The organism is Nocardia sp. NPDC004573, assembly GCF_053602135.1.
Genome location: NZ_JBSGDA010000010.1, coordinates 219,771 through 244,890 on the forward strand (window position 1 = coordinate 219,771; position 25,120 = coordinate 244,890).

The following is a 25,120-nucleotide window of genomic DNA, read 5'->3' on the forward strand; positions in this document are numbered from 1 at the left end:
GGACCGGCGAGATCGTGGTCGCCCTCCGTGAGCACGCGGCGCAGTTGCACCGCCTGCAGCGCGCAGACCGTCATACCCTGGCCGAACGCGGGACTGAAACTGCACACCGCATCACCGAGGACCAGCAACCCGACGGGGACCCCGCGTCGAACGAGCTGTCTCGAGCTGACCGAGGCGGGCGACGGTCTCCCGCGTTCGCGGCGGTCGGTCCGGGCACCCGATCACCGGGCACGGTGTGGGCACGCGTCAGCGCTCGCGTTCGGCCCAGAACGCGCAGTGGTGGCGAGCGGCGAAGTCGTCCGTCATGAAACTGCCGGTCGCGCGCATGATCAGCGCGGGCCCGTCGGTGCCGTGCCCGGCCGATTCCGGCCAGGCCGACCATTGCGGCGAACCGGGAGCGTTCGGGTCGCCGGTATGGGCGAAGGTGGTCCACCATCGTTGCATCTGCGCGGCGAACGCGGCCGACGCGCCGGTCCAGGGGATCGGCACACCCATGAGACCGGAGAAAAGATACGGGAGTTCGGCGGAGTGGAAGGCGCCGGGCAGCACGGGGTTGTCGGCGCCGAACGGTGCCTCGTCGAATTCGTACTGCCACAGCGGATGCCCGGCATCGCGAGCGGTGCGGCTGATGAACAGGGCGGGACAGGCGAACAGGCCATCGGTGATCACCGCGGTCTGGGCGGCGGCCACCGAGGGGTACCGGTCGAGCGGATATCGGGCGAGTACGCGGTCGGCGTAGCCGCCGAAGGATTGGCGAACATAGCGTTCATAGCTCGCCACATCCGGAACGTGGCCGCGGGCGTAGTCGGATTCGGCGACGAACAGCGCTCCTTCCGCGCTGTTGTTTCCGACGATGAGCGGTCGCTTACGGGGGTCCTCCGCCAGGGCCGCGTCGAGCGTGCGGGTGATGACGACGCCGTCGACGCTGGGCACCCAGATGGGTGTCGGCCCGTCGAATCGGACGCTCGGCGAGTCGAGCAGTGTCGCTTCGGGCAGCGCGCGCAGGCAGGCCAAACGGGTTGCGGCGTCCGCGCATCCGACGCTGTCCGCATAGTGTTGCGAGCGCTCGTAGGCATCGTCGCGATTGCCGGGGACCAGCGGTGATCGGTCGCACGAGCCGCTTTGGACGATCGCTTTGGCATACAGCTCGTCGGAGCCGGGTGCGGCGAAGTGTGTACAGACGCTCCCCCCGCCTGCCGATTCTCCGAATATCGTGACATTTCCCGGATCGCCGCCGAACACGGGCGCGTTGTCGCGCACCCACCGCAGCGCGGCTTGCTGGTCCTGGATGCCGACCGTCCCGGTGGCGCCGCCGGACTCGGCCGCCAACTCGGGAAGCGACATGAAGCCGAAGGGTCCGAGTCGGTAGTTCGGGACCGCCACGATGACGTCGCCGTCCGCGACCATCCCGGTGGGCGCGTCGTATTGGCTGTTGGAGCCGGTGACGTAACCGCCGCCGTGGAAGAACACCATGACGGGCAGCGGGCGCGCGGATGCGCGGGCCGGCGCGTATACGTCGATGGTCAGGCAGTCCTCGCTGGTGGGTCCGGTCGGCGGTAGACCGGGCAGGTATCCGTTCTGCGGACACTGCGGCCCGTGGTCGCGCGCCGGACGAACACCAGGCCACGGCGGGACGGGACGTGGCGGGCCGAACCGCGCCGAGCCTCCGGTGGGCGCGGCGAACGGGATGCCCAGATACTCGACGGTTCCGTCGGCGACGCGGCCGGAGATCGAGCCGCCGGTCACGAGCACCTCCAGCGGCGCCGACGCGACCACGGGCGCCGGGACACCCGCGAACCACGAACCGGTGAGGACCGTCAGAGCGATCACGGTTCGCACGATCCAACGAATCATGGCTGCCCCATACCTCCGATGCGGTCGCTACGGTCGGCGGCGGGCTTCCGGCCTCGTCCGCCGCGGTAGCCCGATCGGCTCGGCGGCGCGGCGCTTCCGGGTCGGCAGTCGACCGGCCGCACGCGACGGAAGCCGATTCGTCGCTGCAACCCTCATCCGGTGGATCACGCGCACGGCCCGGAACTGCGGCCCGACTCCCTCGATCGACGTACGAACCCTGCCCGCGGCAGCGGACGTCGCGCCCGGCCCTCATCGTCCGCCCACGCCCATGACGTCCCCGCTACCCATCTGATCTGGAGCGATGGCACCTCGGGTGATGCTACAGCGGTCGGGTGCGCGGTGCGGGCCACGACGCAGCTGTTCGGAGCGCCCCGTCCTCGGCACCGCCGCCTGTTCCGGCCCGATCGGCGACAGCCGAGTCGGGCCTCAGCTCTCGGTGAGCACGGCCAGTTCCTCGGTGAGGATTTTGACCGTGTCGCGGATCTGATCCTCGGTATGGCAGGCGGTGACGAAGAACCGCAGCCGCGCCAGATTCTCGGGTACCGCCGGATACAGGATCGGGTTGACGTTGACGCCGCGGCGCAGCAGGGCGTTCGACAGTTTCAGCGTCTTCAGCGAGTCACCCACGATGCACGGGATGATCGGGGTGTCGTTGCTGTCGCCGGTGTCGATGCCCGCCTCCCGGGCCAGTCGCAGAAACAGCCGGGAGTTGCGGCGCAGACGGTCCAGCAGTTCGCCCTCGGACCGCAGCTGCCGGATGGCCGCGGCCGAGGCCGCCGCGTTCATCGGCGTCATGCCGACGCTGTAGACGAAACCCGGCGTCGTGTATTTCAAGAAGCGGATCAGTTCCGCGCTGCCCGCGACGTACCCGCCGCACCCGGCGAGCGCCTTCGACGTGGTCCCGGACCACAATTCGACATCACCGCGATCGACGCCGAAATGCTCGCCGATGCCGCCGCCGCTCGCGCCGAGCACGCCGACGCTGTGCGCCTCGTCGATCATCAACAGCGCCTTGTGCTTCTTCTTCACCGCGATGATCGCCGGCAGGTCCGGGATGTCACCGTCCTGGCTGTAGACGCCCTCGATCAGGATCAGCACGCGCCGGTACTGGTGGCGGATCTCGGTGAGCAGTCGGTCGAGGGCGGCGTGGTCGTTGTGCGGGAACGGACGCCGGGTCGAGCCCGACAACTTGCAGCCCTGCATGATGCTGTCGTGGGCGAGGCTGTCGTGGATCACGAGGTCTTCCGGCCCGACCAGGTGCCCGATGATCGTGACGTTCGTGGAGTGGCCGCCGACCAGCGCGATGGCGTCCTCGGTGCCGAGCAGGCCCGCGAGTTCCGCCTCGAGTGCGCGGTGCACCGGCTTCTCGCCGGAGAGGATCCGGCTGGCCGAGCACGAGCTGCCGTAGCGCGCCACCGCGTCCTGCACGGCGGCGACGACCGCCGGATGGCCGGACAGTCCGAGGTAGTTGTAGCTGGAGAAGTTGATCGCGGGCGCACCGTCGACCACGGAGGTGTCCCGGGTGACGCCGTCGTTGATCAGGAAGTAGGGGTTGCGCAGGCCGAGCGCTTCGACGGCGGAGAACCGCTCCGCGATCGCCTTCACCTCGGCGAAATCCGCGATCCGGTACTCCGGCTCGACGGCCGTGCGCCGGGGTTCGGGTGCTTCGGCAGGGGCGGTTTCGGATTGCCGCGGCGCGGGCGCGCCCGCCTGATTCGTGACGTGCGCGAGAACGTCACCGAGCGTCGTCGTGGGTGTGAACCGGGCCGGGTCGATGGTCGCCGCGGGCAGCTTGCGAACCAGCGCGGCGATCAGGTCGGTCAGCATGAGGGAGTCGAAGCCCAGATCGTCACCGAGGGTGTGGGCATCGCGGAGCCGATCGGCCGGGAACCCGCTCACCCTGGCGAACTCGGCCCGGACGACCCCCGCGACGGCGGCCGGGTCGACCGGCAGGTCGGCGCTGGTGGTCCGCGTCGCGACCGCGGGCGCAGCGCCGCCCGTGGCCTGCGGGACGCGCCCGGCCGACGGCGCGCCCACCAGACTCGCCAGTACGGCGTTCTGTTCCCGGAAAAGTGCGATCAACTGGTCCATGGAGGTTTCCTCGGGTGCTGCGGCAGGCGTCGGCGTAGTGCTCGGTTCGAGCCAGAAACGCTGATCGGTGGAGAACTCGTAGCCGGGCAGCCGGTGACGGACGCGCTGCTCGGGTTCGTAGAGCCGGTCCCAGTCGGGATCGAGGCCGTCGCGATACAGCGCCGCGACGGTGCAGGCGAACTCGTCGCCGGTCGCGCCCGGCCCCGGGCTGGGCGCCAGGCAGCGCGCCGCGAGATCCGGGCGGACGCGGCCGACCAACGCGGTGAGGACCCGGCGCGGCCCGATCTCGATGACATGACTGGGCTCGGTGGCGAGCGCGGCTTCGACGGCCTCGCCGAAACGAACGGTGGCGCGGACGTGCTCGGTCCAGTACGCGGCGTCCATCGGCTCGTTCGCCTCGAGCAGGCGTCCGCGCACGGTCGAATAGACGGGCAGAACCGGTGCGCGGTAGGCGCACTCGCGGGCGACGGCCTCGAACCGCTCCAGCATCGGCTCCATCAGTGGGCTGTGGAAGGCGTGGGAGACCGTGAGCGCCTTCGCGCCCACCCCGCGCGTCGCGAGTGCCTCCCGCACGCGGTCGATCGCCCGGGCGGCGCCGGACAGCACGATCTCCTTCGCTCCGTTGACCGCGGCGATCGCGACCTCGGACCGGTCGGCGAGCAAGCCTGCGACTTCCGCCGCGCCCGCCCGCACGGCGAGCATCGCACCGCCCGCGGGCAACCGCTGCATCAGCTCGCCACGCGCGACGACGAGCCGGCAGGCGTCGTCCAGGTCGAATACGCCCGCCACCGCCGCGGCGGCGAACTCGCCGATGCTGTGCCCGAGCACCCAGGCGGGACGAACGCCGACGTCGGCGAGCGATTTCGCGACGGCGTACTGGATCGCGAAGATCGCCGGTTGCGCCAAGTCGGTGCGGTCGATGTCGATGTGCTCGTCGAGCGTCAGCTCGCGCACCGAGCGGCCGAGCGGCGCCAGCATGGCCCGATCGACCAGTTTCAGCGCGCGCCGGAACAATGGACTGGCCGCGTCCAGCGCACGCGCCATGCCCGCGAATTGCGCTCCTTGCCCGGGGAACATCCAGCCGACGCCGAGCGGGCGCACCATCCCGCTTTCCGCACCGTCGCGCAACCGCGCGATCGCGGCGTCACGATCGGCGGCGACCAGGGCGAGCCGGGCGCGCCCGGACGCCTTGACGTGGTTGCTCGTCCAGCAGAATGGGGCGAACTGGTCCGGCGAGGCGGCGGCCAAGGCATCGGCGAGGCGATGAGCGTTGCGTCGCAACCCTTCCGCGTCGTTCGCCGAGAGCGTCAGTACTCCCCAACCGGATGCCACGGGCGGCGCGGCGGCGGGGGCGCTGCCCAGCACGACATGGGCGTTCGTGCCGCCGATGCCGAAACTGCTGACTCCGCCGTAGCCGGGACCCGCCAGCGGCATGGGGTCGGTGAGCAACCGCAGACCCTGCTGCGTCATCCGCAGCCGCGGGTTCTCCTGGTCGGCAAACCGGGACGGCGGTACGACACCGTGGCGCAGGCTGAGCGCGACCTTGATCAGGCCCGCCACACCCGCCGCGCCCTCGGTGTGGCCGAGATTGCCCTTGATCGAACCGATGCCGCACGGGCGCACCCGGTCGCGGCCGTGCAGCTGTCCCAGCGCCTTGACCTCGATCATGTCGCCGAGCACCGTGCCGGTGCCGTGCGCCTCGAGGAAATCCACCTGCTCGGCCCGCACCCCGGCACGCTCGCACGCCTCGCCGATCACCTGCTGCTGCGCCCACCGGTTCGGCGCCGTGATGCCGTTGCTGCGCCCGTCGGAATTGACCGCGCTGCCCTTGATCACCGCGTAGATCGGCAGGCCCGCCGCCTGGGCGTCGGCGAGCCGCCGCAGCACGAGCACCGCCACGCCCTCGCCGCGTACGATCCCGTCGGCGCTGCCGCTGAACGGCTTGCACCGCGCGTCCGGCGCGGACAGACCCGCCTGGGTGTAGAACACCCCGACGGCGGGAGTGAGCACGAGGTTGACCCCACCGGCGATCGCCTGGTCGCACTCGCCGGAAGCCAGTGCGCCGCAGGCCAGATGGACCGCGACCAGCGACGACGAGCAGGCTGTGTCGACCGCGACACTCGGCCCCTTGAGATCGAACTGGTAGGACAGCCGGTTGGCGGTCATGAAGTATCCGTTGCCGGAGCCGTGCTGCGGTGTGATCGCGGCGTAGTCGCTCATCTGCAGGTTGGCCCATTCGTTGGCCATCACGCCGACGAAAACGCCGGTGCGCGAACCGGCCTCGCCGCGCGGGTCGAGGGTGGCGTCCTCGAAAGCCCGCCAGGTGGCTTGCAGCAGCAGCCGCTGTTGCGGATCCATCGCCTCGGCTTCCCGCGGGGCGATACCGAAGAATTCGGCGTCGAACGCGTCCGCGTCGTCGAGGAAGCCGCCGCTGCGAGTGTTGATCGTGCCGGGCGCACCGGCCGGGTCGTGGAAGTCGGCGGCGTTCCAGCGGCTCGGCGGCACCTCGGAGATCGCGTCCCGTCCGTCGAGCAGCAGTCGCCACAGCGCGGCCGGATCGGGCGCTTGGGGGAATCGGCAATCGATGCCGACGATGGCGATGTCGGTCATGCGGCCAGGCTGAATTCGTCGGCGATGTACGCGGCGATGTCGGCGATGGTGGGGTACTCGAAGACCAGCACCGGGTCGACCTCGAGCGACCAACGGTCCTCGATCTCGCCGCACAGGCTCACCGCCGAGACGGAGTCCAAGCCCTGTTCGGCGAGCGGGACCACCGGATCCACCTGCTGGGGTAGCCGTTCGGTGTAGTCTGCCACGCGCTCGATGAGCCACTCCTGGATCGTGGCCGGACGAATGACGTTCGTGCTGAACATGTTTCGGCTCCTCGGGCGGGGTACGGATCGATCAGGCGGTCAGGGATCGGCTCAGCGCCGGTTCGAGATCCTCGTGCAGGACACCCACGACGCGATCCTGGAGAAACGCCTCCCGCATCGAGTTGCGCTGGACCTTGCCGCTGGTGGTGCGGTGCACCGACCGGGGTGGAACGAGAACGACGTTCGGCGCGGGCACGTCGAACCGGCGGGTCACCGCGATCTTGATCGCGGAGGCGAGTTCGGCGAGCGTGGCGTCGCCTTGCAGCACCGGCTTGACACCCTGCAGCACCACAAGTCGTTCCCGACCGCCCGCGTCGACGGATACGGCGACGCCGGCGCTGTCGGCGAACGCCGGATGCAGCCCGCGTACCAGCTCCTCGACGTCCTGGGGATAGACATTGCGGCCGTTGACGATCAACAGGTCCTTGAGGCGACCCGCGACGAACAGCTCGTTGTCCCGCAGCAGACCGAGATCACCGGTGCGCAGGAACGGCCCCTCGGCGCCGAGCTGAGCGCCGAAGGTGTCGCGGGTCTCGTCGGGACGATTCCAGTAGCCCGCAGCGACGCTTTCGCCGCGAATCCAGATCTCGCCGACGGTGTTGTCCGCCAGTTCTCGCCGCGTGTGCGGGCAGACGATGCGGATGTCGAGACCACGGGCCGCGGGTCCGCAGCCGACGAGCCGAGCATCGCGTCCCACGTCGAGATAGACGGGTGCCGAGGGCGTCGATGCCGCACTGGCGAGCAGTGTCACCTCGGCCAGGCCGTAGGCGGGCCGAAAGGTCGTCGGCCGCCAACCCGCGGGCGCGAAACGTTCCAGCACCGCCGTCATGGTCCGCTCGCGGACCGGCTCGGCGCCGCTCAGCGCGATCTCGAGAGTGCTGAGATCGAGATCGGCCAGTTGCTCGTCGGTCACCCGGCGGGCGATGAGGTCGTAGGCGAAATTGGGTGCGCCGGTGAATGTTGCGCGGTACTCGTCGATGGCCTGCAACCAGCGCACCGGACGCTTGAGGAACGTCGTCGGCGCCATGAGGACCAGGTTCGCACCGGCGTATACCGCCCCGAGGAGCATGCCGATCAGGCCCATGTCGTGGAAGTGGGGAATCCAACCGACACCGGTGTCGCCGTCGTTCATCCCGCCCGCGGCGATGGCCGCCTCGTTGTGCAGGAGATTGCCGTGCGTCACGACCACCCCTTTCGGGGTGCCGGTCGATCCCGAGGTGTACTGCAGGAACGCGACCGTGCCCGAGTCGATGTCGGGCATCCGCCACGCGTCGGGGTCACCGAGGCCATCGTCGGTGGCGACCACGGCTACGGACGTGGCTTCCGCGACGAGCGACTGGAACTGCGCTGTGGTGAGCACCAATCGGGCGCCGGAATCCGCGATCACACTCGCCACACGCCGGGCGCTGCCCGCATCGTGCGGCACAGGCGCGGGGACGGCGACGACCCCGGCGTAGAGGCAACCGAGAAACACTCGCAGGAATGTCAGTCCGTCGTGATAGAGCAGCACGACCGGCTCGGCCGATTCCGGACGCGCCGCAAGCCAGGCCGCGACAGCTCGGGCGTCGCGGTCGAGCTCGCGGTAGGTGACGACTTCCTCGCTGAGCCCTCGTCCGGCCTCACGAAGGTAGGTGTAGGACCTGATCTCCCCGTATCGAAAAGTTTGCTGCCTTACGTGGTGAACGAAAGTCGGCTGCATCTCGTAGTTCCTCGGTAGGGCTCGGCTTCGGCGTCGGCTACTACTCTCTGACGTCCGTGAACTCGGTAACAGAGACCTCAGGGACCATCCGGCGAACCCCGGGGTGGGCACAGACCCACCCTGGGGTCGGTGGTCGCCCGCCGGTGCGCCGTCCGATAGCTGCAACCCTGCTGCGTCCTCCCCGTACCGCGCTACGCCGCGGAACAGATCGGCGAACATTACTTGCTTAGCGCAAGCAACTACTATATAGTTGCATAGCGCAAGCAACTTATCTCGTCTGGAGGGGACATGGCGGTCTCACCCGATACGGCCCAGAGTCTCATCAAAGAGCTCTATCTGATGGGCCGGGCGATCCGCATCGCACTCGCTCACCCGGAGGAAGGACACCTCCTCCCGGGCGGCATCGGGGTGCTCGGCACCCTCGAGTCCAAAGGCCCGTGCAGGCAGGTGGACCTCGCCATGGACCTGTGCATCAGCCCGAGCGCGCTGAGCAGGCACGTCACCGAACTCGTCGGCGCCGGCTACATCAGCAGGCACGCCGATCCCACCGACGGGCGGGCCACCCTCATCCGGGTGACGGACGAGGGTCGCGATCTGCTCCACCGCGTTCGCGGTTCCCGGGCGCGGGGCCTGCAGCACGTCCTCGCCGACTGGAGCGAAGACGACGCCGAGGCAGCCTGCACCGCCGTGCAGAAGCTCCGCAACGCACTGACCGCGCACGCGCAGAGCAGCGCCGTGCACGCGCACCAGCCGGTTTCGACAGAGAGTCAGGAATTAGATGTCTAGTTCAGTCGAGTCGGTGACGCGACGCGACCCGTACGCGATGACCCACCGCGAAGTCCTGGAAGCGATGACCGGACTGCTCGCGGCGTTGTTCACAGCGCTGCTCAGCACGACGATCGTCGCGACCGCGCTGCCCACCATCATCGGCGACCTGCAGGGATCGCAGACCGCCTACGCGTGGGTCATCACCTCGGCGCTGCTGGCGAACGCGGCCTCTACGCCGATCTGGGGCAAGTTCGCCGACCTGTTCAACAAGAAGGCGCTGGTCCAGTCGGCCATCGTCGTCTTCGTCGTCGGCTCGGTGATCGCCGGATTCGCGGGCAATGTCGCCCTGCTGCTGGTCGCGCGCGTCATCCAGGGCATCGGCATGGGCGGGTTGACCGCGCTCGTCGTCGCGATCATCGGCTCCATCGTCGCGCCGCGCGAACGCGGGCGGTACTCCGGTTACATGGGCGCCGTCATGGCGGTCTCGATGTCCGGCGGACCCGTACTCGGCGGTGTCATCGTCGACAGCGCGCTGGGCTGGCGCTGGTGCTTCTTCGTGTGCGTGCCGCTGGCCGTGATCGCGCTGGTGCTGTTGCAGCGGACCCTGCGGCTGCCCACCGACCGCAAGGAGGGCGTGTCGATCGACTGGCTCGGCGCCGCGCTGCTGACCGGAGGTGTCTCGGTGCTGCTCATCTGGGTGTCGTTCGCCGGTAAGGCCGACTACTACGAGTGGATGTCACGGGAATCGGCGATCTACGTCGCTTCCGGTGTGCTGCTGCTGCTCGCGACCGTGTGGGTGGAGTCGCGCGCCGAGTCGCCGATCATCCCGTTGCCGATCGTCACCGAACGCACCACCGGCCTGGCGATCATCGCCTCCATCGCGGTCGGCGTCGGCATGTTCGGCGCGACCACCTTCCTGGGGCAGTACTTCCAGACCGCGCGCGGCTACTCCCCGACCGCGGCGGGCGTGCTGACCATCCCGCTCGTCGCGGGCATGCTGATCGGCTCGGTCGGCTCCGGCCAGTTGATCACCCGGCGCAGCAAGTGGAAGGGTTTCGTGGTCGCCGGCGCCGCGCTGCTGGTGGCCGGATTCGCGTTGCTGTCGACCATCGATCACGCGACGAGCCTGTGGCTGGTCGGCGGATACATCACCGTCGTCGGGTTCGGCGTCGGCATGATGATGCAGAACCTGGTCCTGGCCGTGCAGAACACCGTGAGCGTGCACAACATCGGCGCCGCGTCGAGCAGCGTGGCCTTCTTCCGTACCTTCGGCGGCGCGATCGGGGTCTCGGTGCTGGGTTCGGTGCTGGCCACCCGGGTGGGCGAGCTGTCGGCGGAGGGATTCGCCAGGCTCGGTATCCAGACCAAATCCTCCGGCGGCAGCAATCTGGATCTCGACGCTCTGCCCGCGCCCATCGCGACCATCATCCGCGCCGCCTACGGCGACGCGACCGGGCGGATCTTCCTCATCGCCGCGGCCGCGACGGTCGTCGCGCTCATCGCGGCGGCGCTGCTGCCGAACCGGCCGTTGCGCCGCACGATCGACATCGATCCCGCCCTCGACCCGATGCAGGCCGAGGCAGGCACGGCGGCCCGGACGGACGGCGCCAGACAACCGGCGCTGCTCGACTGAGCCACATCGCACGCGCAGAGCCCCGAGAAGCCCTCGGGGCTCTGCCCGTCTTGCCAGGGGTGCGAGGCGAGATCAGTACTGCGGAGGCTCGCCCGTGCGCGCGGCCACGGTCGTCGCCGAGGTCAGCGCGACGGCCAGGCAGCGCAACTCGCCGGGAATCAGCACCGATCGAATCGCACCCTGGAAACACTCGAGCACCGCGCCGTCGGGCCACCGCACGTCATAGCGGTACCAGCACCGGCAGGCGCCGCCGGCACGCTGGATGTCACGCTCGACCCGGATGGCCAGTTCGCTGAGCGCGGCGTGCACCTGACTCGGCGCGCCGGTGCTGGCGATCTTCCACCACGGCCGGTTGAAGTAGCCTGGCTCGGAGATCTCGACCAGGTAGAGCAACGGCATCCCCACGGCGTCGGAGGCGGTCATACCGGCCAGAGTGCCGCAAAACGGACTGGACAATTGGGTGAAACGCCGGAGGTGTACCAATGCGATACCGACCTCCCCTCACCTGCCGATCACGGCCCCAGGCGGTCCAGCAGCCAGGTCGGCCCCACCGTCTCCGCCCCGGCGGCAGCGACGCGATCACGCAGCCCCCGGTCAGCCGTCACCACCGTCACCCGACGGCTGCTATCCTCCGCCCGGGCAGCGGCCACCACGCCGACGATCGCGTCGTCACCCGACCCGTCCGCGCACACCACGCGCACACCGCCGGACGAACGTTGCCCCGCGTCGACCGCGGCCTTCGCCGCTCCCTCGAGCACCACGACCACCTCGGCCTGCTCCGCCAGACGCGCGCGCAGCCCGGACATTCGCTCGAGCAGTCGCCGGGCGGCGCCGGAGCGATCCCGCCACCACCCATCGGGCCGCGAACCGATGACGTTCGCGGCGTCCACGACGATCAGCCGGACACCGTCAGCCGCCACCCCCTCAGTATCCTCCCACGGTGAGCACCGCACCCGTCGGCTCGGCCGGGCCGCGCCGGGCCGCCCGCACCGCGGCGAGCGCGTTCAGTCTGCCGTACCCGTATTTGTCGCTGTGCCCGTCGGTGCCGTAGCCGCCACCCTGCGGGTCGATCTTGTCGCAGGCGCCTTTGAGCAGGTTCTTCACCGCCTCCCAGGTGAGATCCGGATTCACCGAGAGCATCAGGGCCACCACACCGGCCGCGCCGGGGCACGCGCTGGAGGTTCCGCCGAAGTCGTTGGTGTAGTCGCCCGCGGCGTCACCCGCCGCCACCGTACCGGCGTTGTAGCCGCTGACTCCGTGCCGATCCACCGTCCAGATCCCAGGCGTCAGGGCGTCGGGATGCCCGAACGGCCGGTGCCCGAAGTCGCTGCTGGGGAACGCGCACCACACCGCCTTGCCGAAATCGCTGTAGACGCTGCGTTTGCCGGTGTCGTTGCACGCCGCGACCGCGATCACCTTCGCGAAACTGGCATAGCCGTCGTTGTCTACGGATTCGTTGCCGTTGCCCGCCGCGAACAGCACCACGCAGCCCTTGCCGCCGCGTCCGGCGGTGACGGCGTGTTCGATCGCCAGCCTGGTGCTCGCGGGCAACGCCGCGACGCGGTTGTGCGCCGGATCGTCCGGCTGGAACCACTTACCGTCGGCCGGGCCCCAGCTACACGAGATGACGTCGGCGCCGTGCTCGGCGGCCCACCCGAAAGCGTCCGCCTCGGCCTGTGAGCCGAGTCCGGAGGCGAGCCGGATCGGCATCAGCGCCGCTTCCGGCGCGACCCCGGAGGCACCGGCCGTGCCGTTGGCGCACGCGACGCCCGCGCACGCGGTGCCGTGGTTGTCCCCGTTGTCGGGGCCGGTGCCGTAGGTGTCCTTCGGACGCGGATCGCCGGTCTTCGCCGTGACATCCCGAGGCGCGACGATCTTGTCGGCGCCGGCGAATTCGGGGTGGTCGATGTCGACGCCGTCATCGATGACGGCTATCGTCACCCCGGCGCCGCGGGTGATCGCGTGCGCGGCTTCCACCGCGGCGTGCGCGTCGATCACGACGCCACCGATGGTGGTCTTCTTCAGATGCCACTGCTGGGGAAAGATCGTCTTCCTGGCCCGGTGCCGGATCAGCTCCGGATGGCAGTATTCGACGTCTTCGCGCGCGAGCAGCGAAGCGGCGATGTCGAAGACCCGCTGGCCGGTGCCCTCGGGCGCGGCCGCGAAATAGGCATTGGTCGCATACGAAACCGCCCGCCGCACCGTCAGGTCCGCCGCGTTCAGGACGGCGAGGCAGTGCTCGTGGTCGACGTTGTCGACGAACTTTACGAAGATGTTCTCCGTATAGAGCACCGGCTCCCCGGTGGCCGCGTCCACCAGCACATGGCCCGCGAACCGTACCTCCGGCGCGGCGTCGAGCGCCTCTTTGCGTTCCTCCACCGACCGTGACCCCGCGGGGAGCCGATAGACCTCGACTCCTGCCTCCGGGTAGGCCTGCACCAGTGTCGCGTCCTCGAGTTCACCGCTGAGCGGCGTGCGCACCGATCCCGACTGCTGCCGGATCCCCCGACCGCTGTGCGTGCGCACCGCGATCAGATCGGGACTCTGCTGCAATTCGAAGCCGGGATCGTCCTTCGTACCGAAATTCGCGGTTGGCACCATGATCTCCTTCGCCGTGGGGACCCGAGCACCAACTATGAACCACGTTCCGGCAACCATGAAAACACCCCGGCCACTGCGGCGCCTGGGCGCGTCTTCGAAAACGATCGGCGCCCAGGTGTTCTCGCCATGGATTCGGATTTTCTTCGCGAATCCACGGCGAGAACCGGATACCAGGCGCGCGACCGGTCAGCGGAAGGCCCGCCGGTACGCCTGAGGCGTCACCCCCACGGTCTTGCGGAAGACTTTCCGGAATGCGGCCACCGAGGCGAATCCCGTTCGATCGGTGATGCATTCCATCGTGAGGATGGTCGTCTCGAGCAACACTTGGGCCTTGCGCACCCGGGCGGTCTGGAGCCACTCGTTCGGTGTCATCCGGACCTGCTCGTGGAAGCGCCGGATCAGCGTGCGCTTGCTGACTCCGGCGCGATCCGCGAGATCCAGCACGGTGATCTTCTCACCGAGCATCGTTTCCGCCCACTCCAAGGTCGGATTGATGGACTTGCTGTCCGCCTCCGATCGCGGACGTTCCGCGATGAACTGCGCCTGCCCCCCGTCGCGGGTCAGTGGCATGACCGAGAGCCGCGCGGTAGCCGCCGCCACGGCTGTCCCGTAGTCCTTCCGCACCATGTGGAGGCACAGATCGAGCCCCGCCGCGGCACCGGCCGAGGTCAGGATGCCGCCGTTGTCCACATACAGCACCGTGGGATCCACGCGGACGCGCGGATAGCTTCGCGACAGTTCGGTGGCGGCCATCCAATGCGTGGTCGCCCGCCGTCCGTCGAGCAACCCGACGGCGGCGAGGGTGAACGCCCCCAAGCAGATCGATGCCACCCTCGCGCCACGTTCGTGGGCCCGCACCAACGCCTCGCGCAGCCGATCCGACGGCCGCGACCGGTAGCTCATCGCTCCCGGCACGATGATGGTCTCGGCCTTCTCCTCGAGATAATCGATGTCGCCGAGACTGGAGAGCCCGAAGAACTTCGACGGAACGTCGGAGTTCACCCCGCAGACCTGGACCTCGTACGCCGCGGTTCCGTCCTCCTGCCGGGTCCGGCCGAAGATTTCCAGCGGAACCGCGAGATCGAACGGGATCACGTCGTCGACGGCCAGAACAGCCAATGACCTCATGCGTCGGACCTAGCCGACCCGCTGTTCCGCTTCCGGCCCGGCCACCACCAATCCGGCGCGAATCAAACGCTTCAAGGCTCGTCCCTGCAGCACCGTCAACCGCGGCGCCAGCTCCGACCACCGGGCGGGACCACGCTTCAGCGTTTCCCACAGCTGTTCACCTCCATCCCGCTCCAGGCAGCGCACCTCGACGCCCGGGTCGGCCGCGGAGTAGATCCGGTGGCAGGCAACGACGTCGTCGAGCGGCGCCGGCGCCGCATCGCTGTTCGCGATGGGGTCGCGCCAGTACATGGCCAGCCCGTCGCGCGCCTCCTGTGGGATCTCGAACGGCGGCGACATCCCCTTGAAGCCAGGGATGTCCGCTGCCACGCCTGCGCGGATGCGCGCGTCCGCCGACAGCGCCACGATGTCGCCGGCCGCGAGCTCGACCGCGTCGGCGGCGGTGAAGGCCCGCAGGTAGGGCCCCTCGGTGGCCAGGTCACGCGGGTCGCGGGAGCCCTTGGTCATGATGTTCAGCAGGTCGGGCACCAGCGCGGTGTTCAGCAGCGCCTGGAACGTTCCCTCGGTGGCGTTGTCGGCCTCCACCCGGCGGCCTTCCGCGCTCCAGTAGGGGCTGTCCGGATGCGAGCGCGAGATCTCGTGATACCACTGGTCGATGCTCAGTGCCCAGGTCTGCGCCATGCCGCGCCACTCGACGTCGTAGTCGCGCCACAGGTCTTCCTTCGATTGCTCGTCCAGGTCCTTGTCGAAGGTCTTGCGCAGGACCAATGCGGCCGCCCATGCTTGCGTGACAGCGAAGGACATCCCGGAGGAGAACAGCGGATCGACGAAGTACGACGCGTCACCGACCGCCATCCACCGATCCTCGTACGAGCCGAAGCATTCGCTCACCCGGGAATAGTTGGTGGCCGTCAGCATCTCGGCCCTGATCGGCTCCGCGTTCGCCACCAGATCCTGCAGCACCGGAATCGACTTGATCGTCTTCAGGAAGATGTCCGGATCACGCAGATCCACGCGGGCGATCGACTCCGGGTTGGTGACGATGCCGATGGACCACACGTTCTCCCGGGTACCGTCGACCAACCGAGGCGTCGGGATGTACCACACCCATCCGTGTTCGAAGGCCACCGCGTAGATCGGTGACAAGTCGTCGTCGCGGAAGACGTTCCAGTCACCCGCCGCGCGCTGGGCGGGCACGCAGTTGCGGTAGTGCGACCAGACGGCCACGTTGCGGTAATCCGACAGCCATTGCTTGTCGCGCTGCGAACCGCGGGCGGCCACTTGATTCGCCCGGCCGGACGCGTCGACGAAATAGCCCGCCGAGACCTCGGTTCCGTCTTCCAGCACCACCGTGGCCTTGCCGTCGCCGGGGAGGAACCGCACGACCCGCACACCCTGGAAGACGTGGGCCCCGCAGGCTTCGGCGTGCTCGAGCAGCACCGTGTCGAATTCGGCGCGATTGACGTGCACCGACCACCGGTAGACGCCGTCGACCAGGTAGTCGGAGTGCTCGAAGAAGCCGACGAACGGCCGGTCGGTGTCCCACTGGTAGATTCCGCCGAATTTCTGGATCCAGCACTCACTCGCGAGCACCTTCTCCAGCGCGCCGCTGGCTTGCAGGACGGGGACCAAGGGGTGCGCACCCGATTCGCCGATGTGCTCCCGGGGGAACACCTCGCGATCGAAGATCGCCACACGAAGATCGGTGTCGCGGCGCAGCATCGCGGCGAGCGTGGACCCGGCGGGACCACCGCCCATGATCACCACGTCGTACTCGTCCGCCGGTCTGGAGATTGGGGTAGCCATTGACATTCCTCTCTGATGGCCGATTGCTCAGATGATCTGGATGCGCTGCAGATGCCGGGAAACCGAGCCGGTGAACGCATTCCTGCCGTGCAGCAGAGCGTGGTTCTCGGCCACCACGATGTCGCCGGTCCGCCACTCGTGGGCGTAGCAGTAGCGAGCGTCGTGCAGCCGCTCGCGCAAGTCCTCCATGACCCGGACGCCGTCCTCGGCCGAGATGCCGTCCACGGTCAAGAACAGCGGATTGGCGTAGCGCGCGGGGTCCAGTGGTTCGGCGTATCTGATCGTCGTCTCGCCGGTCGCCGGATGGGTGCCCAGCAGTGGCCATTCGGCCAGTCCGCCGTAGTGGGCCAGCTTGTCGGTGCGGTACGTGATCGTGGTTCGTGCCCACAGCTGCCTCAGGTCTTCCGGCGCGTCCCGATAGGCCTCGACACTGTCGCAGAACACGGTCTCGCCGCCCGCGCCCTCTCCTCGCACGCATTGGAAGAGGAAGAACCGCGGCACACGCTCGGCGAACGCACCGTCCCAGTGGAACGGGACGTCGCCTTTGTCGAACAGGTAGTTCTCGGCAGTGTCGCGGACCACCAGATCGAGGATGGAGCCGAAGTTCCACTGCAGGATCTCTCCCGCCGCGCGGCAATAGGTTTCGAGTTCCGTCTTGCCGAGCAGCCCGAATCCGCGGAGGACGACCACCTTTGCCTGGAGCGTCAGCGCGAGCAGCTCCTCGATCGGCACGTCGGCGAGGGTGCGCCCCTCCGCATCGGACGCCACCAGACGGCCGAAGGGCCGCAGCGGCTCGCTGTCCACCAGGACCTTGTTCACGCTTTTCGTCATGGGTCTCCTCACCCTCACTGTGCTTCGGTCTCGGGCGTGGTGCCGAGGACGAAATGACTGGGGCGGCTGTTGCGCCACACCACGCGCGCCCCCAGTTCCTCCGCATGCATCCGCTTGACCAGCGTGTAACTCGCTCCGTCGTCGAGCACCACGCCGTGCCACGGCGTCAACCAGCTGTCCTGGGTGCGCAGCAGATGGAATCCGATCTTCTCGGAGTGGTTCGCCTGCGGATGGATCGACAGCCGGACCGCGTCCGGGAAGATCTCCGCCATCAGACTGCTCCACGCTTGACTGCGTTGCACCACTTCGTAAGCCGTCTCCTTCGATCGGTTCCGCCGCTGCGTGGCGGACAACTCGGGCAGCAGCACGGCGTTGTCCTCGACCATGAAGCGATGGATCCCGTTGAACATCCGCCGGGCCGCGGGATCGGTCCGGACCGCCTCGCGCAGCACGTCGATGCCGTCGGAGTACTCCTTCAGCAACCGCTGCCTGCGTTCGTCCCAGCTCATCTCCGGCATGGCGTCGCGCAGGCCGTACAGACCGATGGAACCCCCGCCGGTCGACCGGATGATGCGGCGCAGCTCGTCGCCGTAGTCGTCGACCTGACCGTCCGGGATCCCCAACGCGTCACTGAAGACGTGACCGTCGGAACAGATCGTCACGATGGCGCCCGGCCGGTAGACGGCCGAGATCTGGTCGCAGAACCCTTGCAGGGACTCGATCGCCAGCGTCTCCGCCATATCGGGCAAGCGTCCCAACGTCTTCCGGCGGTTCCGTGACTTCGCCGGGAACGCGGGGATGATGAAGTGGACCGGCACGCGGGCCTCGAGGTATCGGATCACCTTGCCCAGGTGTGGTGCGAAACAGTCCGCACACGGGGCCAGGTCGCACAGGGACTTCGATTCGGCACTGCGCCGGCGCGCGAAGACGATGCGAAGTATCTGTGTGGCAACGGATCCGACGTCGTCGCCGGGTCTGTGTAGTCGTGGTCGTCCGAGCTCCTGGACGCGCTCGGAGCCGTTGTCGACAGTCGTGCTCATTACTACCTTCCGGACACACCGACGAGCGCACGCAACGGACCGCACGGCGACAATTCCGCCATCAGCGCGAATCGATCCGTCGGTAGCTGCCTGCGATCAGAACGTCGTAGTGGGACACGGATTCGGAACCCGGATTTCATCCGATATCCGGGATCGGCGAGCCCCGATGCTCACAGCCGAATCCGAATCACGTGGCCCATTCGATGAAACACCCCCCACGTTTTATAATCGAAACTGTGTTTTACAACACCATCAGGATACCGCTGCCCGGACGGCAGGGCAACCATATTGCCAGGCATGGGGATACAAATGAATTCGGAGGCCCGTGGCAACGCCACGGGCCTCCGAACAGGAATTTCGATCTCCGTCGATCACGTACTCCGGAGCGTCTGGCCGGCCATCCTTTCTCCGGCGACCACAGGTCGTTTCGGCCGGGCAAAGCGGCGCATTGCCGGAGATTCCACGAAGGTGAACAACATCCATGCGGCGAGAATATTGAGACAGAACAGGCCGACGATCAACAACACCGCGACGGGAGCACTGTACGTGGCGGCGTTCATCAACCGACGGACGTAGAACAGCGTCACGCCTTGACAGATATAGAAGGCGAACGATATCTCGCCGAGCCGCACGGAGAGCCGGCTGGACAGGAATTTCGAGGTGCCGTCGAGGTCCGACTGCGCCGCCGACCCGATCAGCAGCGCGAGCGGAACAGCGGTTGCCAGGATGAAGCCGATGTAGAACGGCGTGTACGTCGCCACCACGTATCCCGCGCCGACCGCGGCCACGGCCGCCCACAACGGAATCCGTACCCACCGGCCCTCCGCCACTATTCTCGCCATGAATACGCCGAGAAAGAATTCGAAGAGACGCGTCGGCGGAAAGAGATATCCGAACCATAGCTGCAGCACGGGTATGGGCGTGAGTTCCGATTTCTCGGAACCCGGGATGACGAATACGGTCAGCAGTACGATCACGCCCATGCCGGCCACCATCGCCGCGGCTCCGTACCACAGATACTTTCCGTCGATACGCAGCACCAGCGGAATCAGGAACGGGAACAGAACGTAGAAGAGCAACTCACAGGACAGTGTCCACGACGGCGTGTTGACCCCCGCATTGATATAGTTCTGCGGGAACCAGGCATGCAGCAGGAATAAATTCGGCAGCCATGCCTTCCACGGTGTGATCGCCGCCGCGAACAGCACCATCGACGCCAGCCAGAGCGTCAAGTGGTTGGGAAATATCTTCACCACGCGCCGCCGGATGAACTGCAGCTTGCTCGATCCCGGCTGCCACGACCAGGTCAGCACGAAGCCGCTCAGGATGAAGAAGAACGAGACCCCCAGGAATCCGGCTTTGCCGACTATCCACGCCGCGTCGTACGCGATATCCGGGTCGGCGAAGAGATTCACCGGCTTGTAGGGCGGAATCGGCGAATTGGGCAGCATCACATGGAAGACGAAGACCGAGAACGCCGCGAAGAACCGCAGCCCGGTCAACGAGGGCAGCCGCTTGCGATTGTCGATGTCCATCGCGATCAACCCAGCCCCACGACGAAGGGGAATTCCGGCCTGCCGCCCAGGACGAAGGCGCCGGTGGACTGGATCACCTGGTCGTGCGCGATGATGTGCCGTGCCATGGTGTTCGTGTCACGCAACCAGATGTCCAGCGGATTCGGCCGGTAGATCGAATCGGTGCCGACGAGTTCGCACAGCCGGGTGACGATCCGTTGCGCGGCACGGAAGGCGTTCGTCCTGGCCAGGGCGGTCGCGATGCGCAACTTGGTGGGCAGGTCGGCGAACCGCTTGCCCTCCAGCGCGTCCCACAGTTCCGCCACCGTGTTGACGACGGCGCCGCGCGCGACGATGTACTCCATCTCGCACTCGCCGAGCAGGTACTGGGCACGGTAGTTGTCGGCCCACTTCTGTCCGGTCGCGGTCACGATCTTCCCGTCCGCGAGATCGCGCACGTAATCCAGCGCCGCACGGGCGGTTCCCAGGGGCACACCCGGCATGATCCGGGCCAGTGCCTCCGGCTCGGACAGCCGCCCGCGACAGCTCTTGCGTTCGCTGAACGCGAAGGAATGGTGGTCGGGAACGAACAGATCCTCGACCGCGTAATCGTTGCTGCCGCTACCGCGCAGGCCCGTGGTGTCCCAGGTGTCGAACACGGCGACCTGATCACGGCGCATGAAGAAGAGCCGGACGAGCGGCCCGCCTTCCGCGGTCTCCTCCATGCGGCCGCACGAGGTCACGAACGCCCCGCCGATGACCAGATCGGCGTGCGTGATCGCGCTGCCGAACTTCCACCGTCCGGTCAACCGGTATCCGCCTGCCACCCGTTCGGCCCGGCCGGCCGGGAAGATCAGCCCCGCGGTGATCAGATCCTGCGTCGGCATCAGCTCGGCGACGGCCTGCTCGTCGAGATATCCGGCGTAGATGCCGGTGGCGGCGCCGATCATGGCGCACCAGCCCGTGGCGGTGTCCCCGTAGGACAGCGCCTCGACGACCTCCAGTTGCTCGAGCGACGTCAAGCCGGGGCCGCCGATCTCCGCGCTGAAACACATGCGGTAGACGCCGATGTCGCGAAGCCGTTCGACGATGTCCATCGGGAGCTTGCGCTCGGCATCGATCTCGCTGCGACGTGCCGCCAGGTCGGGGGTCAGCGAACGCACCGCGCTCAGCAGGGAGGTCGCCGAAATTGTTGCTGCAGTCATGACTCGATTCCTAAGCAAGGGAAGGTGCGTGCGATGGCGGCCGCTCACGCAGCAGAAGCTCGATCGCCGAGGTGGTCTGCTCGGGACCGAGGGCCGAGTAGCCGCCGTCCACGGTCCACTCGGCGCCGGTCACGAAGCTGGCCTTGGGAGAAGCGAGGAAGGCGGCCACTTCGCCGATCTCGCGTGCGTCGCCCGCCCGGCCCAGCATGTGGAACCGGGACGCCACCGCGTCGGTGCGGGCCCGGTCCCCCTCGGTGAGCTCGTTCATCACGCGAGACCAGGTCCAGCCCGGGGAGACACTGTTCACCCGGATCCCGTCGGCCGCGTATTCCAGTGCGAGACTGCGGGTCAGCTGCAGCAACGCGGCCTTGCTGACCGGGTATCGAATCCGCCCGGCCTGCGCGATGCGTCCGCTGGGTGAGGTGAAGGTGACGATGGACCCGGATGTGTCGCGCAAAGCGCTGCGCGCCTCCGCGCACAACATCGCCGTACCGGCGACGTTGGTGTTCAGCACCTCCAGCCACTCGGCCCGCGCGTCCGGGCCGGGCCCGTCGTCTCCGTAGACACACGCGATGTTGACCAGCGTGTCGATCCGTCCGTGCCGGTCGATCGCGGCGGCGACGAACGACCTGATCGACGGGTCGCTGCGCAGGTCGACGGGGACGAAGACGGCTCGGTCGCCGATCGCCGCGGCCGCCTGCTGTCCCCCGTCCGTATCGATGTCTCCCAGCACGACATTCGCGGAATACTCGGCGAAGACCCGAGCTACTTCGGCGCCGATGATGGTTGCCGCACCGGTTACGAGTACTGTCTTACCTTCGAACAACGTCGACTCCCCTCGGCTGCGCCCTCCGACCGGCGCAAGCCATGGATGGAAGTATTCCCGCCGAAAAGAGCGACCAGCCAGTACGATCCGCGACAGAGATGCACTCCTTTGCGCCAGCAGGCGCGCGCGGTCACGGTGGAGGTGGCGTAGCTCACTGTTCACTCTCGCCGGCCGGTCGGGTGCGATATCGTCGCAGAACAGACAGTCCATGTTTCGGGGGTTCCGCGCTGCGATCGATGCGGTAGGTGGATGTCCCGTGCCCGTATCGAATCCGCTTCCGCGATGTCCTCGATGTCGAACGGAGTCCAGGCCTTGCCGAGCGACCAAATGATCTTCTTGCTTCTGGACCTCGTCCTGATCGTGGCCGCCGCGCGCCTGCTGGGCTGGCTCGCCGCGAGGGTGGGCCAGCCCCCGGTGATCGGCGAGATCGTGGCAGGCATACTCGCGGGCCCCACGATTCTCGGCGTCCACTTGTCGGAGACGATCTTCCCGCACGACACGCGTTCGTATCTCACCGCGTTCGCGAACGTCGGCGTCATGATCTTCATGTTCTCGGCCGGACTCGAAATGGATCTCCGGTCCGTCGCCGGGCGGCGGCGGTCGGTCACGGCGATCGCGCTGTCGGCCTACCTCACACCGTTCGCACTCGGTTCCGTCATCGCGCTGTGGGCGCTGGCCCGGCACGACGGCGGCAACCCGCTCAACTTCGCGCTCTTCATCGGTTGCGCGCTCGCCGTCACCGCGTTCCCGGTGCTGGCGCGCATCCTGCACGACCGCAAGCTGCTCGGCACCCGACTCGGCCAGTCCGCCATGACCTGCGCCGCACTCGACGACATCCTCGCCTGGTGTGTCCTGGCGGTGGTCATCGGCATCGCCCGACCCGGCCTCGGCCACCACTGGCGATTGCTGCTGTTCGTTCCGCTGGTCCTGATGATGTGGTGGGCGGTACGTCCCGCCCTGGACCGCCTCGCCGGCGCCGGATCCGAAAAGAACCCCGCCAATATGGTCTTCATCGGCGTCTCCGGCGCTCTACTGCTCGGAGCCGCCACCGAATGGATCGGGTTGCATCTGATCTTCGGCGCGTTCCTGTTCGGCGTCGTATTCCCCCGGCGGCTGCGCGCGGCCGTCGACAGCGGCGCCCAACTGCTCAGCAGCATCTTCCTGCCCGCCTTCTTCGTCGTGGCCGGCCTCCAGGTGAACCTGGGCGGACTCGACCGCGCCAGTATCGCCGAGTTCGCCGCGATCATGGGCGCCGCACTCGCGGGCAAACTAGGCGGCACCTACCTGGCGGCTCGTCTCAGCCGCACCGACCGGACCGAGTCCGCGGCACTCGCCGCGCTGATGAACACCCGAGGCTTGACCGAGCTGGTCATCCTCAACATCGGGCTGACGATCGGCGTCATCGACCAGCGGCTGTACTCGCTACTGGTCGCGATGGCGTTGATCACCACCGCGATGACGGCGCCGCTGCTGAAACTCTCCGGTGTCCCGCGCGCTCTGCCCGACGGCGACGACCGGGGAACCCGGGAAAAAGGGCCGCGCACCGATTCCGCTGTTCACACCGAGGCGACGGCCCCATGACCCGACGGGGCACTCCGGAGTCCACGGGGGCAGGTGCGCCGCCACGAGCCGAAAGCTGCACGGTTCCAGCTGCTTTCGTCGATGTCGACGAAACGTTGGTGCGTGAGGTCACCTTCTTGTCGTTGTTCTCCTTCGACGCGCGGCAACGCGGGCGCGCCGCAGCGGCCGGCGCCGTACTCGAGGAGTTCTGGACACTTCGGGCGGCGGGAATGAGCCGCGCCGAATCCCATCGGTGGTTCTATCGGCATTGGGCCGGCCGAGACGTCGCCGAGGTGGGGCGCGTCGGCCGTGCATGGTTCGCCTCCCGCGCCGCGGACCCGGCGTTCTTCAACCTCGCGGTGCGACGGCGGCTGGACGAGTTGTCGCGCGCCGGCAGCCGGATCGTCTTGGTGTCGGGCTCGTTCACCCCCGCGCTGCGCCCGATCGCCGAGGCCGTCGGCGCGTCGTCGGTGCTGTGCACGGCCTTGGCGACGGCGGCGGGGAAGTACACCGGCGAGGTCCTCGCGACGATGGTCGGCGCCGACAAATCCGCGGCCTTGCGCCGGTACGCCGAGGACGCGGCCATCGATCTGTCGTCTTGCGCGGCGTTCGGCGACCACCACTCCGACATCGCGATGTTCGAACTGGTCGGCCATCCTGTCGTCGTCGGCGACACCGATCCGCGGCTGCACGCCTATCCGGCGCAGCGGCTGCCCGGCTAGACCGGCGGCACAAGTCAGTCGCGGATCGCGAACGTGCGCCGATACTGCCCCGGGCTGACACCGAGATAGCGCTTGAACACCGCCCGGGTGTTGGCCGGGTTGCCCAGGCCGACGCGGTAACCGATCTGGTCGATGGGCAGCTCCGTCGTCTCCAGCAGTTCCCGCGCCTGGTTCAGGCGCGCGCTGGTGATCCAGACGTGCGTGGAGGTTCCGGTCTCTTCCCGGAACCGGCGGATGAAGCTGCGGCGCGAGAGATTCGACCGCCTGGCCAGGTCCTCTAGCGAATGCCTGTGGTCGAGGTTCGCGAGGATCCACGCGCGCGTCTCGGAGAGCACGCCTGCGGAGGTCTGCTTGGGGAACTGCCGGGTGTACTGGGCTTGACCGCCCTCGCGAACCGGTGGCGCCACCAGGTCACGCGCACGTTCGTTGGCGGCGGCCGCGCCGATGTCCTTGCGCACCACATGCAGGCAGAGATCGATCCCGCTGGTCACGCCTGCGGAGGTCAGCACGTCGCCGTCGTCCACGAACAGGCGATCGGCATGGACCTCGACCTCGGGATACCGGCTCTGCAGCAACGCAGCGGCCCGCCAATGCGTCGTCGCGGGCCGGTGGGCCAGCAGCCCCGCGGCGGCCAGAGCGAACGCGCCGGTACAGATCGACAGCATGCGCGCGCCTCGGCCGTGGGCGTCGCGAAGCGCGCGCAGCACCGGTTCCGGCGGCGGCGTCGCGAAGGAGGCGTAACCGGGCACCACCACCGTTTCCGCGTGCCGCAGAGCCTCCAGCCCGGCCACCGCCACACAGGACAACCCCGGCACCGACGTCGGCGCCGTCGGCGAGACCGCGCACACCTCCAGCCGATAGTTGGGGTCGGAGCCGAACACGTCGATCGGGATCGCGGCATCCAGAACGACTACTTCGTCGGGGATGACCACGGTCACCCGGCGCGCGCCCCCATCCGATTGCATGGCC

19 protein-coding genes are annotated in these 25,120 nt (G+C 68.2%); 4 read left to right on the plus strand and 15 right to left on the minus strand.

Annotation, left to right across the window (positions count from 1 at the left end):
- Window positions 1-246: 246 nt before the first annotated feature.
- The 4 genes from ACWEKR_RS18685 to ACWEKR_RS18700 all read right to left on the minus strand — a co-directional run bounded on the left by ACWEKR_RS18685 (window position 247) and on the right by ACWEKR_RS18700 (window position 8,517).
- On the minus strand, window positions 247-1,830 hold the full coding sequence (locus tag ACWEKR_RS18685) for a carboxylesterase/lipase family protein (RefSeq protein WP_452355513.1): 1,584 nt from the start codon (window positions 1,828-1,830) through the stop codon (window positions 247-249).
- Window positions 1,831-2,280: 450 nt separating this feature from the next.
- Entirely contained in the window at window positions 2,281-6,555 is a 4,275-nt protein-coding gene (locus ACWEKR_RS18690; RefSeq protein WP_452355514.1) for a type I polyketide synthase, read from the minus strand.
- Window positions 6,552-6,818, minus strand: coding sequence for an acyl carrier protein (locus tag ACWEKR_RS18695; protein ID WP_452355515.1), 267 nt, complete (start codon window positions 6,816-6,818; stop codon window positions 6,552-6,554). The genes ACWEKR_RS18690 and ACWEKR_RS18695 overlap by 4 nt, the downstream gene beginning before the upstream one ends.
- Before the next feature lie 31 nt (window positions 6,819-6,849).
- A complete protein-coding gene (locus ACWEKR_RS18700; RefSeq protein ID WP_452355516.1) occupies window positions 6,850-8,517 on the minus strand; it encodes a fatty acyl-AMP ligase in 1,668 nt (555 codons plus the stop codon).
- Between the two features lie 288 nt (window positions 8,518-8,805).
- Between ACWEKR_RS18700 and ACWEKR_RS18705 the strand changes: the two genes are divergently transcribed.
- Together ACWEKR_RS18705 and ACWEKR_RS18710 are read left to right on the plus strand one after the other, a co-directional pair.
- Complete coding sequence (locus ACWEKR_RS18705) at window positions 8,806-9,303, plus strand: MarR family winged helix-turn-helix transcriptional regulator (RefSeq protein WP_452355517.1); 498 nt, start codon at window positions 8,806-8,808, stop codon at window positions 9,301-9,303.
- Window positions 9,304-9,340: 37 nt separating this feature from the next.
- Window positions 9,341-10,918 (plus strand): MDR family MFS transporter, encoded by a 1,578-nt coding sequence (locus ACWEKR_RS18710; protein ID WP_452355554.1) that lies wholly within the window; start codon window positions 9,341-9,343, stop codon window positions 10,916-10,918.
- 72 nt (window positions 10,919-10,990) lie between these two features.
- On the opposite strand, the gene ACWEKR_RS18715 is transcribed toward ACWEKR_RS18710, so the two are convergent.
- From ACWEKR_RS18715 to ACWEKR_RS18760, 10 genes are all read right to left on the minus strand, one after another.
- Window positions 10,991-11,341: a hypothetical protein gene (locus tag ACWEKR_RS18715; protein WP_195089689.1), complete on the minus strand. Its 351-nt coding sequence runs from the start codon at window positions 11,339-11,341 to the stop codon at window positions 10,991-10,993.
- 89 nt (window positions 11,342-11,430) lie between these two features.
- Window positions 11,431-11,838, minus strand: coding sequence for an NYN domain-containing protein (locus ACWEKR_RS18720; RefSeq protein WP_452355518.1), 408 nt, complete (start codon window positions 11,836-11,838; stop codon window positions 11,431-11,433).
- A gap of 4 nt (window positions 11,839-11,842) precedes the next feature.
- Window positions 11,843-13,516, minus strand: coding sequence for a S8 family peptidase (locus tag ACWEKR_RS18725; protein WP_452355519.1), 1,674 nt, complete (start codon window positions 13,514-13,516; stop codon window positions 11,843-11,845).
- A 189-nt stretch (window positions 13,517-13,705) separates the two neighbouring features.
- Window positions 13,706-14,647: a GlxA family transcriptional regulator gene (locus ACWEKR_RS18730; RefSeq protein ID WP_452355520.1), complete on the minus strand. Its 942-nt coding sequence runs from the start codon at window positions 14,645-14,647 to the stop codon at window positions 13,706-13,708.
- 9 nt (window positions 14,648-14,656) lie between these two features.
- On the minus strand, window positions 14,657-16,453 hold the full coding sequence (locus ACWEKR_RS18735) for an NAD(P)/FAD-dependent oxidoreductase (RefSeq protein ID WP_452355521.1): 1,797 nt from the start codon (window positions 16,451-16,453) through the stop codon (window positions 14,657-14,659).
- 27 nt (window positions 16,454-16,480) lie between these two features.
- A complete protein-coding gene (locus ACWEKR_RS18740; protein ID WP_452355522.1) occupies window positions 16,481-17,284 on the minus strand; it encodes a TauD/TfdA dioxygenase family protein in 804 nt (267 codons plus the stop codon).
- Window positions 17,285-17,298: 14 nt separating this feature from the next.
- Window positions 17,299-18,324 carry an L-tyrosine/L-tryptophan isonitrile synthase family protein gene (locus ACWEKR_RS18745; protein WP_452355523.1) on the minus strand — a complete coding sequence of 342 codons (1,026 nt, stop codon included), beginning with the start codon at window positions 18,322-18,324 and terminating at the stop codon, window positions 17,299-17,301.
- Window positions 18,325-18,695: 371 nt separating this feature from the next.
- Complete coding sequence (locus tag ACWEKR_RS18750) at window positions 18,696-19,859, minus strand: acyltransferase family protein (RefSeq protein ID WP_452355524.1); 1,164 nt, start codon at window positions 19,857-19,859, stop codon at window positions 18,696-18,698.
- A 5-nt stretch (window positions 19,860-19,864) separates the two neighbouring features.
- Window positions 19,865-21,043, minus strand: a complete 1,179-nt coding sequence (locus tag ACWEKR_RS18755) for an acyl-CoA dehydrogenase family protein (protein ID WP_452355525.1) — start codon at window positions 21,041-21,043, stop codon at window positions 19,865-19,867.
- A gap of 10 nt (window positions 21,044-21,053) precedes the next feature.
- The gene (locus ACWEKR_RS18760) at window positions 21,054-21,869 is read right to left on the minus strand and encodes an SDR family oxidoreductase (protein WP_195089671.1); all 816 of its coding nucleotides are present in this window, start codon (window positions 21,867-21,869) and stop codon (window positions 21,054-21,056) included.
- Between the two features lie 327 nt (window positions 21,870-22,196).
- On the opposite strand from ACWEKR_RS18760, the gene ACWEKR_RS18765 reads away from it, so the two are divergent.
- Window positions 22,197-23,450, plus strand: a complete 1,254-nt coding sequence (locus ACWEKR_RS18765; protein WP_452355526.1) for a cation:proton antiporter — start codon at window positions 22,197-22,199, stop codon at window positions 23,448-23,450.
- A complete protein-coding gene (locus tag ACWEKR_RS18770; protein ID WP_452355527.1) occupies window positions 23,447-24,151 on the plus strand; it encodes an HAD family hydrolase in 705 nt (234 codons plus the stop codon). The genes ACWEKR_RS18765 and ACWEKR_RS18770 overlap by 4 nt, the downstream gene beginning before the upstream one ends.
- 14 nt (window positions 24,152-24,165) lie before the next feature.
- On the opposite strand, the gene ACWEKR_RS18775 is transcribed toward ACWEKR_RS18770, so the two are convergent.
- A complete protein-coding gene (locus tag ACWEKR_RS18775; RefSeq protein ID WP_452355528.1) occupies window positions 24,166-25,116 on the minus strand; it encodes a GlxA family transcriptional regulator in 951 nt (316 codons plus the stop codon).
- Window positions 25,117-25,120 lie beyond the last annotated feature (4 nt).

Coding starts and splice junctions, on each gene's coding strand:
- ACWEKR_RS18695 (WP_452355515.1), bottom strand. CDS start 6,818: ATGTTCAGCACGAACGTCATTCGTCCGGCCACGATCCAGGAGTGGCTC.
- ACWEKR_RS18750 (WP_452355524.1), bottom strand. CDS start 19,859: ATGGACATCGACAATCGCAAGCGGCTGCCCTCGTTGACCGGGCTGCGG.
- ACWEKR_RS18710 (WP_452355554.1), top strand. CDS start 9,341: ATGACCCACCGCGAAGTCCTGGAAGCGATGACCGGACTGCTCGCGGCG.
- ACWEKR_RS18755 (WP_452355525.1), bottom strand. CDS start 21,043: ATGACTGCAGCAACAATTTCGGCGACCTCCCTGCTGAGCGCGGTGCGT.
- ACWEKR_RS18770 (WP_452355527.1), top strand. CDS start 23,447: ATGACCCGACGGGGCACTCCGGAGTCCACGGGGGCAGGTGCGCCGCCA.
- ACWEKR_RS18775 (WP_452355528.1), bottom strand. CDS start 25,116: ATGCAATCGGATGGGGGCGCGCGCCGGGTGACCGTGGTCATCCCCGAC.
- ACWEKR_RS18730 (WP_452355520.1), bottom strand. CDS start 14,647: ATGAGGTCATTGGCTGTTCTGGCCGTCGACGACGTGATCCCGTTCGAT.
- ACWEKR_RS18765 (WP_452355526.1), top strand. CDS start 22,197: ATGATCTTCTTGCTTCTGGACCTCGTCCTGATCGTGGCCGCCGCGCGC.
- ACWEKR_RS18740 (WP_452355522.1), bottom strand. CDS start 17,284: ATGACGAAAAGCGTGAACAAGGTCCTGGTGGACAGCGAGCCGCTGCGG.
- ACWEKR_RS18715 (WP_195089689.1), bottom strand. CDS start 11,341: ATGACCGCCTCCGACGCCGTGGGGATGCCGTTGCTCTACCTGGTCGAG.
- ACWEKR_RS18745 (WP_452355523.1), bottom strand. CDS start 18,324: ATGAGCACGACTGTCGACAACGGCTCCGAGCGCGTCCAGGAGCTCGGA.
- ACWEKR_RS18735 (WP_452355521.1), bottom strand. CDS start 16,453: ATGGCTACCCCAATCTCCAGACCGGCGGACGAGTACGACGTGGTGATC.
- ACWEKR_RS18705 (WP_452355517.1), top strand. CDS start 8,806: ATGGCGGTCTCACCCGATACGGCCCAGAGTCTCATCAAAGAGCTCTAT.
- ACWEKR_RS18690 (WP_452355514.1), bottom strand. CDS start 6,555: ATGACCGACATCGCCATCGTCGGCATCGATTGCCGATTCCCCCAAGCG.
- ACWEKR_RS18700 (WP_452355516.1), bottom strand. CDS start 8,517: ATGCAGCCGACTTTCGTTCACCACGTAAGGCAGCAAACTTTTCGATAC.